Annotated in this window: 22 protein-coding genes and 7 tRNA genes; 17 read left to right on the top strand and 12 right to left on the bottom strand. The window is 41.2% G+C overall.

What is annotated here, in order from left to right:
* The first annotated feature begins 262 nt into the window (after positions 1-262).
* The 9 genes from PseudUWO311_RS11070 (at position 263) to PseudUWO311_RS11030 (ending at position 3,189) form a co-directional block, all read left to right on the top strand.
* A tRNA-Phe gene (locus tag PseudUWO311_RS11070) sits at positions 263-336 on the top strand.
* 74 nt (positions 337-410) lie between these two features.
* Positions 411-483: transfer RNA gene (locus PseudUWO311_RS11065), tRNA-Asn, on the top strand.
* 8 nt (positions 484-491) lie between these two features.
* A tRNA-Leu gene (locus tag PseudUWO311_RS11060) sits at positions 492-564 on the top strand.
* 141 nt (positions 565-705) lie between these two features.
* Positions 706-777: transfer RNA gene (locus PseudUWO311_RS11055), tRNA-Pro, on the top strand.
* A 71-nt stretch (positions 778-848) separates the two neighbouring features.
* Positions 849-925, top strand: a tRNA-Met gene (locus PseudUWO311_RS11050).
* A gap of 50 nt (positions 926-975) precedes the next feature.
* A tRNA-Thr gene (locus PseudUWO311_RS11045) sits at positions 976-1,048 on the top strand.
* A 149-nt stretch (positions 1,049-1,197) separates the two neighbouring features.
* Positions 1,198-1,668: a hypothetical protein gene (locus tag PseudUWO311_RS11040; protein ID WP_142655299.1), complete on the top strand. Its 471-nt coding sequence runs from the start codon at positions 1,198-1,200 to the stop codon at positions 1,666-1,668.
* A 39-nt stretch (positions 1,669-1,707) separates the two neighbouring features.
* A tRNA-Arg gene (locus PseudUWO311_RS11035) sits at positions 1,708-1,779 on the top strand.
* 189 nt (positions 1,780-1,968) lie between these two features.
* Positions 1,969-3,189, top strand: a complete 1,221-nt coding sequence (locus PseudUWO311_RS11030; protein WP_142655298.1) for a DUF4336 domain-containing protein — start codon at positions 1,969-1,971, stop codon at positions 3,187-3,189.
* Between the two features lie 216 nt (positions 3,190-3,405).
* Here the strand turns inward: PseudUWO311_RS11030 and PseudUWO311_RS11025 are convergent, their stop codons facing one another.
* Entirely contained in the window at positions 3,406-3,618 is a 213-nt protein-coding gene (locus tag PseudUWO311_RS11025) for a hypothetical protein (protein WP_142655297.1), read from the bottom strand.
* 28 nt (positions 3,619-3,646) lie between these two features.
* Between PseudUWO311_RS11025 and PseudUWO311_RS11020 the strand changes: the two genes are divergently transcribed.
* Entirely contained in the window at positions 3,647-3,964 is a 318-nt protein-coding gene (locus PseudUWO311_RS11020; RefSeq protein WP_142655296.1) for a hypothetical protein, read from the top strand.
* 294 nt (positions 3,965-4,258) lie between these two features.
* On the top strand, positions 4,259-4,909 hold the full coding sequence (gene upp / locus PseudUWO311_RS11015) for a uracil phosphoribosyltransferase (RefSeq protein WP_142655295.1): 651 nt from the start codon (positions 4,259-4,261) through the stop codon (positions 4,907-4,909).
* Between the two features lie 32 nt (positions 4,910-4,941).
* Here the strand turns inward: upp and PseudUWO311_RS11010 are convergent, their stop codons facing one another.
* Both PseudUWO311_RS11010 and PseudUWO311_RS11005 read right to left on the bottom strand, forming a co-directional pair.
* Complete coding sequence (locus PseudUWO311_RS11010; RefSeq protein WP_142655294.1) at positions 4,942-5,946, bottom strand: NAD(P)/FAD-dependent oxidoreductase; 1,005 nt, start codon at positions 5,944-5,946, stop codon at positions 4,942-4,944.
* 94 nt (positions 5,947-6,040) lie between these two features.
* On the bottom strand, positions 6,041-6,613 hold the full coding sequence (locus tag PseudUWO311_RS11005; RefSeq protein ID WP_142655293.1) for a peroxiredoxin: 573 nt from the start codon (positions 6,611-6,613) through the stop codon (positions 6,041-6,043).
* 304 nt (positions 6,614-6,917) lie between these two features.
* Here PseudUWO311_RS11005 and PseudUWO311_RS11000 point away from each other — a divergent pair, with 304 nt between their 5' ends.
* Entirely contained in the window at positions 6,918-7,337 is a 420-nt protein-coding gene (locus PseudUWO311_RS11000) for a Fur family transcriptional regulator (protein WP_142655292.1), read from the top strand.
* A gap of 30 nt (positions 7,338-7,367) precedes the next feature.
* Here PseudUWO311_RS11000 and PseudUWO311_RS10995 read toward each other — a convergent pair whose 3' ends face one another.
* Genes PseudUWO311_RS10995 through PseudUWO311_RS10985 form a run of 3 tightly spaced genes read right to left on the bottom strand, consistent with a single transcriptional unit; the run spans position 7,368 to position 8,698 of the window.
* Complete coding sequence (locus tag PseudUWO311_RS10995) at positions 7,368-7,907, bottom strand: DUF948 domain-containing protein (RefSeq protein ID WP_142655291.1); 540 nt, start codon at positions 7,905-7,907, stop codon at positions 7,368-7,370.
* 31 nt (positions 7,908-7,938) lie between these two features.
* Positions 7,939-8,298, bottom strand: a complete 360-nt coding sequence (locus PseudUWO311_RS10990) for a YtxH domain-containing protein (protein ID WP_142655290.1) — start codon at positions 8,296-8,298, stop codon at positions 7,939-7,941.
* Complete coding sequence (locus PseudUWO311_RS10985; protein WP_142655289.1) at positions 8,279-8,698, bottom strand: hypothetical protein; 420 nt, start codon at positions 8,696-8,698, stop codon at positions 8,279-8,281. Before PseudUWO311_RS10985 ends, PseudUWO311_RS10990 begins: the two co-directional genes overlap by 20 nt.
* Positions 8,699-9,035: 337 nt before the next feature.
* Here PseudUWO311_RS10985 and PseudUWO311_RS10980 point away from each other — a divergent pair, with 337 nt between their 5' ends.
* From PseudUWO311_RS10980 to PseudUWO311_RS10970, 4 genes are all read left to right on the top strand, one after another.
* Positions 9,036-9,758, top strand: coding sequence for a LuxR C-terminal-related transcriptional regulator (locus PseudUWO311_RS10980; protein ID WP_142655288.1), 723 nt, complete (start codon positions 9,036-9,038; stop codon positions 9,756-9,758).
* A gap of 193 nt (positions 9,759-9,951) precedes the next feature.
* Positions 9,952-10,077, top strand: coding sequence for a hypothetical protein (locus tag PseudUWO311_RS24605; RefSeq protein WP_263402932.1), 126 nt, complete (start codon positions 9,952-9,954; stop codon positions 10,075-10,077).
* Between the two features lie 429 nt (positions 10,078-10,506).
* Positions 10,507-10,776 carry a 30S ribosomal protein S15 gene (gene rpsO, locus PseudUWO311_RS10975; protein WP_103666967.1) on the top strand — a complete coding sequence of 90 codons (270 nt, stop codon included), beginning with the start codon at positions 10,507-10,509 and terminating at the stop codon, positions 10,774-10,776.
* A gap of 135 nt (positions 10,777-10,911) precedes the next feature.
* A complete protein-coding gene (locus PseudUWO311_RS10970) occupies positions 10,912-11,436 on the top strand; it encodes a PAM68 family protein (RefSeq protein ID WP_142655287.1) in 525 nt (174 codons plus the stop codon).
* A 29-nt stretch (positions 11,437-11,465) separates the two neighbouring features.
* On the opposite strand, the gene PseudUWO311_RS10965 is transcribed toward PseudUWO311_RS10970, so the two are convergent.
* The 6 genes from PseudUWO311_RS10965 to PseudUWO311_RS10940 form a co-directional block, all read right to left on the bottom strand.
* A complete protein-coding gene (locus PseudUWO311_RS10965) occupies positions 11,466-12,122 on the bottom strand; it encodes a V4R domain-containing protein (RefSeq protein ID WP_142655286.1) in 657 nt (218 codons plus the stop codon).
* A gap of 12 nt (positions 12,123-12,134) precedes the next feature.
* Positions 12,135-12,593, bottom strand: a complete 459-nt coding sequence (locus tag PseudUWO311_RS10960; RefSeq protein ID WP_142655285.1) for a hypothetical protein — start codon at positions 12,591-12,593, stop codon at positions 12,135-12,137.
* A 65-nt stretch (positions 12,594-12,658) separates the two neighbouring features.
* Entirely contained in the window at positions 12,659-12,937 is a 279-nt protein-coding gene (locus tag PseudUWO311_RS10955; RefSeq protein WP_142655284.1) for a hypothetical protein, read from the bottom strand.
* Positions 12,934-13,614 carry a V4R domain-containing protein gene (locus PseudUWO311_RS10950; RefSeq protein WP_142655283.1) on the bottom strand — a complete coding sequence of 227 codons (681 nt, stop codon included), beginning with the start codon at positions 13,612-13,614 and terminating at the stop codon, positions 12,934-12,936. The genes PseudUWO311_RS10955 and PseudUWO311_RS10950 overlap by 4 nt, the downstream gene beginning before the upstream one ends.
* A gap of 123 nt (positions 13,615-13,737) precedes the next feature.
* Positions 13,738-14,232, bottom strand: a complete 495-nt coding sequence (locus tag PseudUWO311_RS10945; RefSeq protein WP_103666847.1) for a 2Fe-2S iron-sulfur cluster-binding protein — start codon at positions 14,230-14,232, stop codon at positions 13,738-13,740.
* Positions 14,233-14,551: 319 nt separating this feature from the next.
* Entirely contained in the window at positions 14,552-15,670 is a 1,119-nt protein-coding gene (locus tag PseudUWO311_RS10940; protein WP_142655282.1) for a hypothetical protein, read from the bottom strand.
* Positions 15,671-15,689: 19 nt separating this feature from the next.
* On the opposite strand from PseudUWO311_RS10940, the gene PseudUWO311_RS10935 reads away from it, so the two are divergent.
* Positions 15,690-16,616, top strand: coding sequence for a LysR family transcriptional regulator (locus tag PseudUWO311_RS10935; protein ID WP_103666845.1), 927 nt, complete (start codon positions 15,690-15,692; stop codon positions 16,614-16,616).
* Positions 16,617-16,620 lie beyond the last annotated feature (4 nt).

Raw genomic sequence — 16,620 nt, 5'->3', positions numbered from 1 at the left:
TTCTCTTATGGTGCTTTGTTCTAAAACCCAAACCAAGAAGATTTTGAAAAGCGTTGCAAAGCAACGCTTTTCAAAATCTTCTTGTAGTTCGTTCGTTCAAGAATTTCTGTAAGAACTTTTCAAAGAGCATCAGAATTATTTTGAGAAACTGCTTGACAATTATGTAGTATGTATACTACAAATATACTACAAGGCGATCACAAAAGCCTCTGAACCTTGACAACTAAATAATCATCACAAGTTCAAAACTGTAAAAACATTACTCTTAGTAGCTCAGTTGGTAGTAGCGCCTGTCTGAAGAACAGGAGGTCGTCAGTTCAATTCTGACCTAAGGGGCTTATCCCAAATCTTTACCCAGTAAGATTTTGAAGTTTTAAAACTGGCTTTGCCAGTTTTAAAACTGGGATTATTGCCTTGTAGCTCAGTGGTAGTAGCGATCGCCTGTTAAGCGAGAGGTCGTAGGTTCAATCCCTACCAAGGCAGTTGTTTTTGCTCCTGTAGCCCAATGGAAGAGGCGTTCGGCTTAGAACCGAAGCGTTGGAGGTTCAAATCCTCTCAGGAGTATTGAATAGAAGTATTACTTTGCAATACTTCTATTCTCTTCATAACAATTGCTGGATTTAGCTACATCAAGCAATTGGAAATCATATCCAGTAAAGTTTTTAAATTTTGAAAATAGCAAAGCTATTTTCAAAATTAGTATTACCAGGTGTGGCGCAGAGGTAGCGCGGCTGCTTTGGGAGCAGAAGGTCATAGGTTCAATCCCTATCACTTGGATACAGTGCTAAGCGCTGAGATCAATTCAAGAAAAATTTGCGAAGTAAGTTTTTCTTGAATTGGAAAAGCTATGCAGGGATGGAGCAAGGGAGGCTCTTGAGACTCATAACCTCAAAATCGGCAGGTTCAACTCCTGCCTCTGCAACCAATATCACTTAGATTCATCGTGCAAAGCACGATGAATCTAAAAATACTTTTGCTGGTGTAGCTCAACTGGCAGAGCATCTGTCTTGTAAACAGAATGTTACAGGTTCAATTCCTGTCATCAGCTTAAAACCCGCAATAGATTTCTCCGTAGGAGAAATCTATTGCCTACTAATTCAGGAGAACGAGCATGTTGCATTTTTACTTATCCCATTCACTGAAATTTCTTTACTACATCATCAGCTTTCAGAATTCCGTTATTAAATATTTGAGATTATGAGCGAACATCGCCTCGAAGAAATCGTGATCGAACGTCCGCGTGGTGGCATGAGACAAAGTTCTCGCAGATTAAAAGGTGTGCGAAAGAAACTCGATCGCTTAACCCTTGAAGCTAGCGAAGATGGTTTACTCAGTCCCTACTTAATTAAAGTGAGACAGAAAACCAAGTATTTCTCCGATCATCTGTCTCCATTACGGCGATTTTTGCGATCGCATGTTGGTCAACCTTGGGATTTGGTGTATAGCGAACTAAGCGATCGCCTAGACCAAAGAACCGTAACTGGACAACATGTGGTTACGCATCTCTGGCAGTATGTGGAACGCTATGTCGAAATTGTCGATGGCAAGCCCTGCCGTAAGCCATCTCAACCTCGCTACCTTGGCGATGGCTGTTTTGGCAGAAGGTATGACGAATTTTACGTTCATCCTGAAACAGGGCTACTATGCGAAGCAAAGCAATCCAAGTAAACAGAGTGAGTTCTTTGCACTCACTCTGTTTGATATTTTGGGAATGTCGCCTAATGGAAGGGCATCGATCTTCTAAATCGATCTGTGTAGGTTCGAGTCCTACCATTCCTGTTTTGACATAAAAACCCAAAGAAACTGATTTGCCCGCTTCGCGGGCAAATCAGTTTCTTTGGGTTTATTAAACCGATGTACTTAGAACTCACGCAAAACATGCGATTATTTAATGAAAGTTTGATTGGTGATAGCGATCGCATTATGATATTTGCACTGTAAATAGTATGCGTACTGAGAGCGAGGTTAATGACTGTCCAAGCAACACATCACAAGTCTGAGCATGAGCCAAGTAGCCCAAAGGACTGGTCGTGGAAATTTTGGCAGGTCGTGCCGCTTTATCCTTATGGTCAGAGACGCACTATTCGTAAAGAACTTGTCAAGGATGCTATCTGGACATTCGAGCAGCTTCAGGGAATTTTTTATGTAGTCGTACCGATCAGAATGACGGTAGTAAAACTAGCGGCTGGGGGACTGCTAGTATATGCACCCGTTGCCCCGACTCTCGAATGTATTCGCCTCGTTAATGAACTGGTTGCTGAGCATGGAGATGTCAAATATATTATTTTGCCTACAGTGTCAGGAATTGAGCATAAGGTGTTTGTAGGGCCTTTTGCACGGCAATTTCCCAAGGCTCACGTTTATGTCTCGCCCCACCAATGGAGTTTCCCATTCAATTTGCCTCTCAGTTGGTTAGGTATGCCTTGGGGTCGTACATCGATTTTGCCTCAAGAGCCAGCACAGATTCCATTTAGTGATCAATTTGACTATGCTATTCTTGGCTCGATCGAGCTAGGTTTGGGTAAGTTTGCAGAAGTTGCGCTATTTGATAAGCGATCGCAGACTCTTTTAGTTACCGATACGATTGTTTCTGTTCCCGAAAAGCCACCAGAAATTTTACAAATCGATCCCTATCCATTGCTCTTTCATGCTAGAGATGGTGCGGATGAGCCAATTGTCGATACAGAAGTGAATCGGATTCGTGGTTGGCAAAGAACGGCTCTATTTCTATTCTATTTCCGTCCCCAAGTTTTGGAAACTGTTTCCTTTTTTCAAGCTTTACTAGATATTACCAAAGCGCCAGAGCGATCGCGCAAAGCCTTGTTCGGTCTATACCCTTTTCGCTGGAAACATAACTGGCATCAGTCCTTTGAAGCTCTACGTGGCAATGGACGCATTTTCGTCGCGCCAATCTTGCAGACTCTCATTCTCAATCGCGATCCGCAAACGGTAATTGCATGGGCAGATAAGGTTGCTAGCTGGAATTTTGTGCGGATTGTTCCTTGCCACTTTGACCATGCGATCACAGCTACAGCCAACGAATTTCGTCACGCATTTAGCTTTTTAGAAAAGAATCCTCATCCTCTATCAACAGCCAACCTTCCTGAAGAAGATTTTGAAGTTCTCACTCAAATCAATAATATTTTGCAAGGTAATCGTATTATAAGAGAAGCAAAGGATAAAATCTAATAGCAACAGTCATGCTAAAGCGCAAAATGGCTAAGCCATTTTGTGCTTTTAAAACCTTTACTGGGTTTGTTTTTTAATTCACAAAAGTGTGAACACTTTTGTGAATTGTTGTTAGGGGTGGACTTATAGTGCTTTGATATTAAGCCAAAACCAACAAACATCTTAAAATTGTTGCTTTGCAACAATTTTAAGATGTTTGTTGTAATGTGAAATTTTTTATTTCAAGTTAATCGCAGGGGTTTTACATACATCAATAGGATCTAGCTCGGCAAATTTTCCGTCATCATATTCAGCTCTAATATCGAAAACGCATCCAGCATCATCACCTTTATATTCTGAACGTTTCCACTCAAAATCAGCTTTTTCGCGATCTTTAAGCGGGGCATCAAGCTCATTCTCGCCCCAATCTGCTTTTTTAGGTGCAGACATATAGATAGCTTTCAAGACTTTTCCACTGTTGTTCACGACCGAGATCCTCACTGTATCAGCAGGCTTTTCAACTTTGGGAGACGCTGATGCAGTAGGTTCTGGAGATGCAGAAGGTTTAGCGGATGCAGTTGCAGTAGCTGATGGAGTAGGTGAAGCAGAAGATGTTGAGGCAACAGTTGGTGAAGCAGAAGGTGTTGCTGATGTGGTCGTACTAGTAGTTGCTGTTGGGCTACTGTTTGAAGTTGGGGTGCTGGATGTACAAGAAACAGCAGCAACCGACAGACTAACGGCGATCGCAAGATTACACAAAAAATATTTTTTCATGAAGTTTTCCTTAGACAACTAACTTATATAACAATCGAAATTATAGATTAAAGTTAACTTTTTGCTATTAGCCATTTATAGGAAATACTCGTTAGGTAATTGTGGCGCGAGCGAATCCCCCGACACAATTACCTAAACTAATTAGGGATTGTGTAAACCCTAATTAGTTTAGGTCTAAGAGACAAAGATAAAATTTAATTCCTATCTTCAGTTAAATTCATGGGACTGAAACCAAAAGCGCTGTAGGATGTTAATTTGTACAGGGCTTTAGCCCTTTACAAATTAACATCCAAATTCAGAATACTAAAGCAAATAAATGGCTTCTCAATTGCGTGTATATGTTCCTCCTCATCCCGTTATTCGTCACTGGCTCACGATCGCACGGGAGAAACATACACCAGTTCCCTTATTCCGAACTGCGATGAGTGAAATGGGTAAATGGCTCACCTATGAAGCTGTTCGAGAATTTCTACCTGTACAAGAAGTAAATATAGAAACTCCATTGGGAAACGCATCAGGACAGTTGATCGATGGTTCTATCCCTTTAGCTTTTGTACCGATTTTGCGGGCAGGCTTATCAATGCTAGAAGGATGCCAAAATCTATTGCCAACGGCAAGTGTTTATCATCTTGGCTTAATACGTAATGAAGAAACCCTTGAAGCTAGTTGTTATCTCAATCGTTTGCCAGAGAGATTTGAACCTCAAACACATATTTTCATTGTCGAGCCGATGATGGCAACAGGTGGATCGATTATTACAACCCTCAAAATGCTTATAGAGAGAGGAGCAGATGCTTCCTTAATACGGATTATTAATGCTCTATGTGCTCCACCAGCATTACAACTAATCAATCAACAATTTCCTGCGGTACAGATCTATTCAGGCTGTATTGACGAAGTTGTGAACGAGAAAGGATGGATTGTTCCTGGGTTAGGGGATGCAGGCGATCGCTCATTTGGAACCTAAACAAAAAAGCCTCGCTATGCGAGGCTTTTTATTTAGACAGTAGTGGCAACTTTAATATTCTCTTCCCACCTACGGGGGGGACTAGCACGGCGAATATTTCGCCAGATTTGGGTTGCGGCAACAGTGCCATCAGCAACTGCGATCGAGACTTGATTCAAGCCCTTTTTCAAATCACCTAGGGCAAAAATGCGATCGTGGCTAGTTTTTGCCATCTCATTGGTGACCAAGTTCTGACCATCCCATTCAAGACCTTCAATACCTTTAAGGTAATGATTGTGATAAACAGAACCCATGCCGACCAAACCAGTTGTTGCTTCGACAACAGTACCATCGGTAAGTTCGACACCACTAAGCTGATGATTTTCTCCTAAGAACTTAGAGATCGGAGCTTCATACAATGGATAACCATGGTCAGCAAGCTTCTGTTTCATTGTGTCGCTGACTGTACATAAGCCATGAGTTAGAACGGAAATATAGGGTGTGAACCAGTTCAGCACAAAAGCAGCACCAATCTGAGACTCTGTATTCGCAATCAAAACTGCTTTCTGATCCCACATGTCATAACCATCGCAAATCATGCAGACATGTAGCGTATAGCCCGCATAGTCATAGACATTTTGCATGTTTTCGAGCTGAGGCAAATTGTCCATGATGCCAGAAGCTGCAATCACATACTTACTATGAAATACAGGATAAATACTATCTTGCTTACCAACTTTTACTTTTACAGCAAAAGTTTCGCCTTCATCGGTTACTTCTTCTACATAACCACGCAGATGATCAGCTCCCCAATCTAAGGATGTTTTGGTTCCATGATTTAAAATATCGCGCCCAGGAGTGTGAGGATCAAGACCGACATAGTTACGCAAATCTTGCATCCATAGCGATCGCCCTTTCCCTTTTTCGATCACTAGACACTTCAATCCATAACGGGCTAAATAGATCGCCGCTGACAGACCACCCATACCACCACCCACGACGATCGCATCGTAGAGAGTATCAATGCGTTCATTCAGATTTTTGCTAGAGAGTTTCATGGCAGTGCAAATTTACAAGTAATGGATAAATAATTTTTTAAAAGACCTATAAAGCAAGTCTTTTAAAAAATTATTTATCTTTTGGAATAGAGCTTTAACCAACAAATGCTAAGCGAGGAGCAGATACACCTGTAGCTTCAGCACCCTTGAGGTAAGCCAACATTGTGTCAGCATCAGATACTTCAAAAGGATCACTACCAGCGTTATCAGCAAAGCCAGGTTCTACGAAAATCTTCTCGATCTTGCAGTCGTTAACCAACATTGAGTAGCGCCAAGAACGAAGCCCGAAGCCAATATTTGATTTGTCAACAAGCATTCCCATCTTGCGGGTGAACTCACCAGCACCATCAGGAAGCAAGAATACATTCTTAGAACCGATTTCCTTGCCCCATTTGAACATAACGAAAGCGTCGTTAACTGAGATACAAATAACTGAATCAACGCCTAGAGCTTTAAATTCTTCATAAAGCTCTTCATAACGAGGTAAGTGATTGGATGAACAGGTAGGAGTAAATGCACCAGGCAGAGAGAAAACTACTACTTTTTTGCCAGCAAAAAGATCTTGAGTAGTTTTGTCTTCCCAACGATATGGGTTAGGACCTTCAACAGATTCATCACGTACACGGGTCTTAAAAACAACGCTTGGTACGGTTTCAATAACTGCCATATTTTTCTCTTGAGGTAAATACTTATCTGAGCACTTTTAAGAATAGTTCTTATTTAGAAGTTAGTCAATACCCATAGCTACTCAATTCTTTTAAAAAGTTTAATAAATTTGTTGTTCTTAGATAGTAATGATATAGTTGCAAATCAAGTAAGTAAACAAGCTCATTACTTGTGAAATTTTTATTTAAAATCTTTTAGTTAAATTTTCCTATCTTTAAAGAGCAGATTACTAAATTCTTAAAACTGTAAATCTAGTCTGCAAGATCTTTACAAGAAAATTTAGCGGGAATCAGGAGTAAGGCTATATGCAAAAGCAAGCGGATCGAGTTGTACAAATCTTGAAATCTAAGGGGTTGCGTGTCACGCCACAACGTTTTGCCGTATATGCGAATTTACTTGAGCGTCTGGATCATCCAACCGCCGACCAGATCCTAAATGATTTAAACCAAGATGCGCCAACTTCTTCTCAAGCAACCGTTTACCTTTCGCTCCAGACTTTGCGTGATGCAGGATTAGTGCGAGAAGTTCTATTGGAGCAGGGTGTATGTCGTTATGATGCCAATGTAGAGCCACATCATCATTTTCGGTGCAGATGTTGCGGCAAGATTGAGGATATCGAGTGGGATGCCTTTGAGGGTTTAAGTTTTCGGAAACTTCGTGCAGGGCTAAAAGTTGATAGCTACGAGATAACTGTTAATGGTGTCTGCGATCGCTGTCAACATTAAAAAAATTGGTGCAGCAATGCACCAATTTTTTTAATCTTCATCTGGGGTCAAATCTCCCATAAAGCCCTCAGATCTCATTTCGTCAGGGGTAACTAGCCGATTTTGTCTAGTCATATTATCTTCACTTTTATCTAAGTCTTCGGAAGGTAGATTACTGGATCGTAAGTTTTCTGGATATAAATCTGAAGGCGATCGCTTTTGACGGCGAGGACGACCGAGGGATTTTAATCCAGCTTTTAAGCCAGCAAATGCACTTTTAGTTGCAATAGTTGCATTAGACGCACCTTGGCGTACACCCTTGATGCCATCATTTACTTGCTTCACAGCCTCACCAGCACTTTTTGCCCCTTGGTTGAGCTCATCACTTAATTCACTCAGCTCTAGCCCTGTCATCCGAATTGCTTCGAGTGTCGCAGGTAACTCTCGCGTTAAAGTATCAGCTAAGCGGATGATACTATTGGCGGCTTTTGCTAGTTCCTGAAAAGCAGGGATTGCCGTGAGCAAAAGAATCGTCAGACAAACGACCACCAATAAAAATGACAAACCTAGGAGAAAGATCGCTTCTGACATAATTTCCTATAGGTGTTTACTCTTTAGAGGCTTATTCTTCATCTTCAATAGTGTGATCATCTTCACTGAGCGAATTATTTGGCAAACCACTCATTGATAGCGCTAGTTCGTCCTGTAGCTTACGACTAGCTTCTTGACCTGTAGCGATCGCCTCCTGTAAACGGACTAACGTCTCATCAATAGTTCGTTGCGCCTGCTCAGTAAACCGATCTGCTTGATACTGCACATTAGAACCTAACTCTTCAGCTAGTTGCGGTAAATCTTGCGCCGAGCGCTTCAAAACTTGACGAGTTTCTTTGCCTGCCCTCGGCGCAAATAATACACCAACTACTGCTCCGATCGCAGTACCTACAATCAATCCACCGAAAAATTTACCTGCGCCGTTTGACATTGTGCTTGCTCCCTGACGACTTGCTCACTGACGACCCTTTGTTTTTGCCGTTTGGTTTGTTATTTAGAGAGTTTGGCACACCCTTTGGCGCACCTTTCCGCGACTTTTGCCACCGACTCCCTAAAAAGGATACACCACGCACAAGTACAGACAATAGTTTGCGAATTTTTTCTAACTGATTTTGCAATATTTGGTATTGCTCACGTGCCGTGCCAACACCGCCACGAGCAACTTCAAGGTTAGGAGTAGATACTTGTAAGCCATTTTCGCAAGCTTCAGTCCAGCCATCTACAGTTTTTACTGTTGATTGGAGTGCATTGCGTAATAACCAGACCTGCCATGAAGCCCATAGCAATCCTACGCTAAGTATTAACTGTGTGGTGATCGCAATCCAAATCATGTTTTTTTAACAAGAACTCATAGGATTTTTAAGATTTGTAATGATAAGAGAAAAGTAGCATATGCTTCATTTCTTTGTTTTTTTGAGTAACTTAGCATAGCTAAAAAACAGAGTAAAAAACTGTACTGCCCGCTGCGCAGGCGGTAGATTTTTTGAGGATTTCTATTTACTTGTAGTGAGTATAGCAACCACCAACATAGTTTAAGACCAGAAAATTAATGTCAAAAGAAATCGTGACAGAATATGTCAGCAAAAGCCATGAATCCAAAAAAGGAACTCAAAATTTATTAAACTCGTCTCACAATATATAAATAAGTTATATTGGCAATTGATTGAGATGCACACAACAAAGTTGTCTAATAGTTCAGTGACACTTCTACACCCACACCCCTACCTGATCGTTCATGCAGATGAGGGGCAGCAGATGATTCCACTTATAAACGCAGATTTCTGGACAATTGGTAGAGGCTATGACAATTCAATTGTATTGACAGATAAATGGGTCTCACGCTACCACGCCACATTACAAATCGTGGGAGCGTCAAAAAATGAAGGCTTTGAGTCTTCTATAAAGGGAGATCTCAAAAATCGCAACAATAACAATGAGTCTGGCAGCTTCTACCTTGTCGATTTTGGTAGCCGCAATGGTTCCTTTATGCGTGGACAGCGGATTACTTTCCCCATTTTGTTAAAAAGTGGCGATCGCATGACCATTGGCAAAACTGATATAGATTTCTTTTCGCCACATAAACGAGAACCCCATCGTCCTACTACTGAGCATATGCGACTATTTCAGCAGCCCACGGCTCCTGTTTCTCGCACTACGCTTACTCCTTCAGAGGAGAGGGTTTTCTGGCAAGTTGTCCAAGGCTTTACTAACAAAGAAATTGGCAAACGGTTGCAGATCAGTCCGAGGACTGTTCAAACTCATCTCAGCAGCATTATGACTAAGCTGAATCTGGAAAATCGTTCACAGATTGTGCGTTACGCCTTTGAACAAAGTTATCGCCCTACCACCAGTAGTGATAGCGCAGATAACACAGACGGTAGTAATAACTAGTTCTAGTAGTCACAAGCCAAAGAGAGAGTTGCGGCGCAAAGCGCCGCAACTCTCTCTTTGGCTTGTTTTCCAAGTACACTTGGCGAATTGGGGTAAATTGCTATAAACATTAAGAAAGCCAATACAGGTTACCTTCTTAATATTTTTTGGGTTTAATATATACCTGTGTCACTTTATCCAAACATCTTAAAACATGCTCGATCTCAAAGTAATTCTGCCGATCATGACCATTGTGTTTACCGTTAGCTGTTTGTTTTTTGGCACTCGTAATGGTTTCTACGACACCGATAAATATCATGGCAATGGCTCAGCCCATTAATAAAATAAGCTGATGCTTTGCATCAACTTATTTATTACAGCACTTTACGCTCAAACCCAAACCAAGATAAGTTTTGAAAGCGTTGCCTCGCAACGCTTTCAAAACTTATCCTTTTGTATACAAAAATATGCGGTCAACATGTTAAACTAGTTTTTCTAAAAGCTAACGCCTTCAGAAAATATGGCGATCGCCATACAAATGTACTCAGAGACTACTGAGAAACGGAAACCGCCTATGCAGTCGAACTGTCCAAGAGATAAGTAAACATATTTCTCTGGATAAGTGGCAAAATCCCAAAAATGGGAGTAACTAGGAATGCCCAATCGTGAGGTTGGGAAGCTCGCACCGTAACGCCTAAATTCATTGAATTTCGCATTTAGTGTCGAGTTTATGTCACGTACACCTCAAAACACGTTTAAAGTTTTTATCATGGCACTGTTGCAAGAACGCAAGCTCGAAATCTTTTCCGAATATCAAAAGCACCCCACAGACACTGGCTCTTCAGATGTTCAAGTTGCATTATTAACCGAGCGTGTCACCCAGTTGACTACTCATCTGAAGTTACACCCTAAAGATTTTTCATCTCGTCGTAGTTTGTTGAAAATCATTGGACAACGTAAGCGCTTACTTGCCTACGTTCGCAACCAAGATCGCGCTCATTACAAACAGCTGATCCAAAGTCTCGGCGTAAGAGGCTAGGATTAAAAGCATAGATGCGATCGCTTCACATCATAAGTACCTCGGCATAATTAAAAAACCAAAGATAAAACATGTACCACCCGCTACGCGGGAGCTACATGTTTTGAGGTTTTATAGCCAAAGTAAGGAGTAAAAGTGAGTAAACCAACGACAGAACGTATTCCCTTCGAGCCAAATAATCGCAGTAAAAAAACAAAAGAGTCTAAGGAATCTAAGAAGACACCTTCTGCTCCTGTAAATGCCACAAAAAATGCTCAGAAAAGTACTATCAGTACCAACTCAAATACGAAGCGTAGTGAATCTCTAGGTATACCTGAAGAAGTCAATAGGCGTATTGTACGACGTGCAGCTTTGTTTTGTGGTATTCCTACAGGCTTGGGGTTAACAACATTTATTGTTAGCTATTTTCTTGTAAGCAAACATATAGTCGATTTGCCAACTTCAGCAGTTGTTTTATTGAGTATGTTATTTCTAGGCATAGGAGTTGTAGGTCTCAGCTATGGAGCTATTTCTGCATCTTGGGATGAGGGGCGCGTAGGTAGCTGGTGGGGAGCTGAAGAGTTTAAGACCAACTTTGGACATTTAAGGGGCGCGTGGAAATCACAGCAGCAACTAGTCAAAGCTAATCAAGAAAGCGCAAAAACAAATACTAAGAAATAAAAAAGAGACTCGCAAAGCGAGTCTCTTTTTTATTTAAGCACTCGTTGCAAAATTGTCTCGTGTGGTAAACCTTCAGCAAGAAATGAATCAACAATTTGCAGCCTTTCAGGTAACCCGATGATATAAATATTATGACTAGCACCTAGAGATTCGCAGCTTGTCTGTACTGCCAATAATTCACGACCTGTTAGTCTCGTGAAAAAAGACGTAAGAATACCTGCCTCTAAATATGCAGTTGGCAATGTGTTGCCCGCGATCACCCGAGCATAGGGAGAATTATAAGTTTTAACTAAAATAAGTCCTTGAGCTTGGTATTGAGGATCAAATTCAAACTTACCCCAGCCATGGGTCAACCAACATTCCTTCAAGCTCTGAAGGAATGTGATCATATCCATTTCAGCAAGAGATTGTGTGTAATATTCCTCAAGAGATTCAGTAAAGCGCGTATAAAAGTTTTTCCCCCACCACTTGCCGCAGTTAAATAAAACTAGTTTCGAGGCTTGACCTGTTTCCTTGGCTAAACCTACATAAAGTGACGATATTAATGTGTCAGGAACTGCAATAAGGCGATCGCCTCGTCGATTTTCTAGTAGTCCAATTTCTAAATCACCTTTGACATAAGAGTTGTAGTCAAAGAAGTTAGAAGGGACGCGATTTTCCTTGATGAGATCAGCGACAGAAATCATAACGGTTTGTCTCTAGTAGATTAGCGTGACTTGGGCGGCGGTAATCAAAGGCTGGATTAGCAAAAGATGAGTAGAACTAAATTGTTTTTTTAGTTCTTGATTAAGCAATTTGTAGAGGGTTTCATTGAGGCGGCGCATATCGCGCATGGACATAATCCCTTCTAACCAATTTAGCAATCTTTGCTTTAAAAAATTTTCATCATTCAGCAACATTGCCATAGAGCTATAGCGCAAAACAAGGATTAAATTTTTAATCCCAGATTCTAACTCTTCGTCAGTTACGTTGGGCAGTTCTGTAGGGACTTGGTTAGCTACTGCCTGCAAAATATCAATTTCACGATCGCGAATTAGTTTATAAAGCTTTAGGCGATCAGGCAAAGAACTAATGTAACTTTCCATTAGTCCCAGTTCATCGGTTACAAGATAGCGATCTTGCGCTTGGTTAATTAGTTCCTGAATCTTCGGCATCATAGTTCTAGTGTCAAGAGAGTTAATTGGTTTAGTAAGAAGGGTCTAGAGTGCTTGCCCTAATAGGCTTAGAAGAATTGGGAAATATCGTCAAGGAAGTCTTCAAGAGTTTCATTACTTGCGTCAATAGAGTTACTACTCAGCTTCGGCTCTGGTGTGGTAGCGGCAATCTCAGGAATTCCTGTCCAAGAAATTGCCCGAAAATATTGACTTACCGACATTAACAAGCTTAACGTCTGAGCACTTTTGCCGTTGTTGCTTGTCATTGGAGTGATCGCGCGATTTTCCCAATTTACACTTTGCCAAAAATTGCGTAATGGCTGTAAACGCCAGTCTGAGCTGCTCATTTTAGAAAATCTCCGTTTCGCAAACGACCTTCGATGTCACGAGTCGTCGCTCCTTCATTGAGCCAGAACGAAGCTGCATCAATGCGATTTTTGCCACCGAGCAAGAATTTACAATAGTTTTCACCCATTGAATAGCACTGAATTTCAATACATTCCAGCTCTTTATTCACTAGATGCGTAAAGAATCCTGAGAACAAGCCTGCATATAAGTGGCAAACTGGTTTGCCAACATCGCCAAGGCTACGAGCTACAGCAGAGTCAAAAACACTAATAAACATAAATCCTTGTTTGCGATCGCTCATATCTACCTGCCAACGCCCCCAACCCTGTGAGGTAAATGGCCACCACCAAGTTTCTAGCAAGAAAGGTAGATTAGTCTGACGGATACTGCGACCAAAATCGCGTTCAAACCATTTTGTGAAAAATAATGCATCTTGCTGCCCCCATTCACATCCAATCGAATACATGACGGCAGCCGAAGCTTCTCCAACTTCATCTTCTAATCCTTCTTGTAGCCCAATAATGAAATCTTCACTGGTAAGAATATTTCTTGAGCCGTTCCAGTCTTCGATGATGCCTTTTTCAAGATCGGGCTGCAAAAAATCTTGCAGACTATAGTGATTGTTTTTTCTTTTCGCTCTAATTGCGCTATTTGGACGATCTACAGCAACAGTCATAAGTAAATACTCCTATCCAAAAAATTATTTAATACAAAGCTAGTCTTGAGAATAAGAAAATGATAGTAAGCAGAATATGTCGATAAAAAACTGATTTTGACTCAGATATTAATCTGATTATTTTTACTCAAAAATATCGACTCTTTTCGTATTTGCTAATTGTTCTCCCACACTGAAATTGGTGTTTTCTAGTTGACGAACAACCGATCTCGTAATTAATTGACCAACTTCGACTAATGTCTGACCAGTAATCGGGCTGAGCAATGGTTTTTCACAACGTCTTCCTATTAAAGCTTCGATGTCTTGAATTGATTGAACATACATACCGACTGGCAGTTCAACTACAATTCCCTCACCCATCACTTTGGCTTGACAAGCAAGTCTAGAGTTGGGTTTGCACGTAGTAATAACTTCTAAAGTGCGCTGCTCTCGTTTACCCATTGGGCTAAGCGAAGACATACCGTCTTGAATATAAACGTGACAGGTCGCACACATGCCGCGACCACCGCATTCTTTTAAAATACTTAGTTCGTCTCCCATTAAGCCAGACAGTAATGCACCATTTGTTGCAATATCTGCTACTTGGGCGATAGGCTCAATTCTTACACGCTTAGCCATTATTAGCTTGCCTCTACAATTGTTCCCCTTAATATTAAAGATTAGTTTAGCTCATTTAAGGTATGTGCATAGGGTATTTCCCGCCAAATTGCCTACTCTAAAAAAATGAAATGCTTCACGTTGTATCTTGATTAATACCAATTAACAAAAGTGTGACAACACTTCTGTTAATTAAAAGCCAAACCCTGTAAGGGTTTTAAAAACACAAAATGGCTGCGCCACTTTGTGTTTTGGTATAAGATATCAACTTAAATAAAAAACTAAACTATTGTGGCGGGCAAAGCCCATCACAATAGTTTAGTTTTTTGAATTACACAAGTTATTTAATGCTCGAACTTGAGAGTAATATTTGTTTTTGACGACTATCAAGACAGTCTTTTTCTAGCATTTGATCGAAATTACGTATTACTTGTTTACAACGTTTTATATAAGCAGCCACCCATGATTGAATTTGCTGAATTTGTGCTGGATCGCAGCAGAGGGTCGCTTGTTTTGGATGTGATATTTGCCCATTGCGATCGATCTCAAACTCATCTAACCAAGATAAAGCGGGGCGACTAGATTTCCAATAGTTTGTGACTACGACCTTCCCCAGATATTGGGTCGTAAAGTGGCTTAGTTTATTTAAAGCTATTACAAGTTCATCTAACTTATCCTCTTGCGGGTCATTTTTCGCTGATACTAGCTTAGTAGGACTATCAGTAATTTGTGTAGAGTTATTGGTAGCTACAGCCTTAGCCGTAGGTGCTGGCATAGAAGATATGGCAGATGTAGGAGGCTTATTTATGTTTGACTGAGTCTGTACATTTGCATTATTTGCAGTTGCACTAGCTCTTATGTTTGCATTACTTGCCGTCGAACTTGCTCTCATATTCGAGGAGTTTGATTGTCTCTCAGTGCGACTTCTTTCGTTTGCACCAGCAGATGTGGTGGCAGAGAGAGTATCTGGAGTTGGGTCAGCAATAGGATTAATCAATCTCTGTTTAGCTGCTTCATTTTGAACCCTTGCTTGAGCATTGGCATTGGGCATACTTGCATTCCAATTGGAACTTGGCAAGGAAGGCTGAGTTGTCGGGCCTAATAAGAGCTTAAAGTGTGCGACTGTGTTGTATGTATCAGTTTCGAGCAGATGCTTGATTTTGGTAATACCCCGACTGTAGTCAATCAGCTTCAGGTCGCTATCGGTAAGTACTAGTAGTACTAATCCATGTGTCAACTTATAAATATAAACAGCATGACCTGCAAAGCAAAACTCAAAAGATTCAAACCCTTCTGGTACATGCTCAATAACTTGCAGTACTCCCTGACCTAATGCTTGCTTTGTCCTATCTAATACGGCATCCAGTCCGTAGAAATAAGGACGCATACGGCGGTTTGTGAGGGAAACCCCCACAACTCCTGCTAAATTCAAAAAATCTTGAATAACCTCCCGACTCATATTTTCTCACGCTGCTTCTATGATCGACATACCGTTCACCCTAGACCAATTACGCATTCTTAAGGCGATCGCTGCTGAAGGTAGCTTTAAACGCGCCGCCGATAGTCTATATGTGTCTCAACCCGCTGTTAGTTTGCAAGTCCAACATCTAGAGCGACAACTAGATGTTCCTTTGTTCGATCGCGGAGGCAGAAGAGCACAGTTGACCGAGGCAGGGCAGTTATTACTTTCCTATGGCGATCGCATTTTAAGCCTTTGCCAAGAAACTTGTCGCGCTATTGATGATTTGCAAAATTTAAATGGTGGGACTCTAATTATAGGTGCTAGTCAAACGACAGGAACCTACCTAATGCCCCAAATGATCGGCTTATTTCGCAAGAAATATCCTGAAGTCTCAGTTCAACTCCATGTTCATTCTACAAGGCGAACTGCATGGAGTGTTGCTAATGGACAGGTAGACTTAGCGATTATTGGTGGAGAAATTCCTGCGGATTTACTGGACTCTTTAGAGATTACACCCTATGCCGAAGATGAACTAGCGCTAATTCTACCAACGTCCCATCCCCTAGCTCAGGTGGGAGCTTTACCGATTGAGGAGTTGTACAAATTGCAATTTATTACTCTTGATTCACAATCAACGATCCGTAAAGCAATCGATCGCGTACTTCTTGATAGTGGCGTTGATCCGCGTCAGTTGGCGATCTCAATGGAGCTAAATTCGATTGAGGCGATCAAAAATGCAGTGCAGGCGGGATTGGGGGCAGCATTTTTGTCGATAACAGCGATCGAAAAAGAATTGCAAATGGGGGCTTTGCAGCAAGTCCGTATTGATGGAGTGGTGATCAAGCGGATGCTATTGCAAATTCGTAATCCTAATCGTTATCGCTCCAAGGCAACTGAGGCTTTTTGTAATGAAGTTTTGCCTGTATTTCGAGATAAAACCTAATATA

It is taken from the genome of Pseudanabaena sp. UWO311 (assembly GCF_006937785.1).
Taxonomy (GTDB): Bacteria; Cyanobacteriota; Cyanobacteriia; order Pseudanabaenales; family Pseudanabaenaceae; genus Pseudanabaena.
Note: the sequence above shows the minus strand (reverse complement) of the source record. Positions and strands in the feature narration are given on the sequence as shown.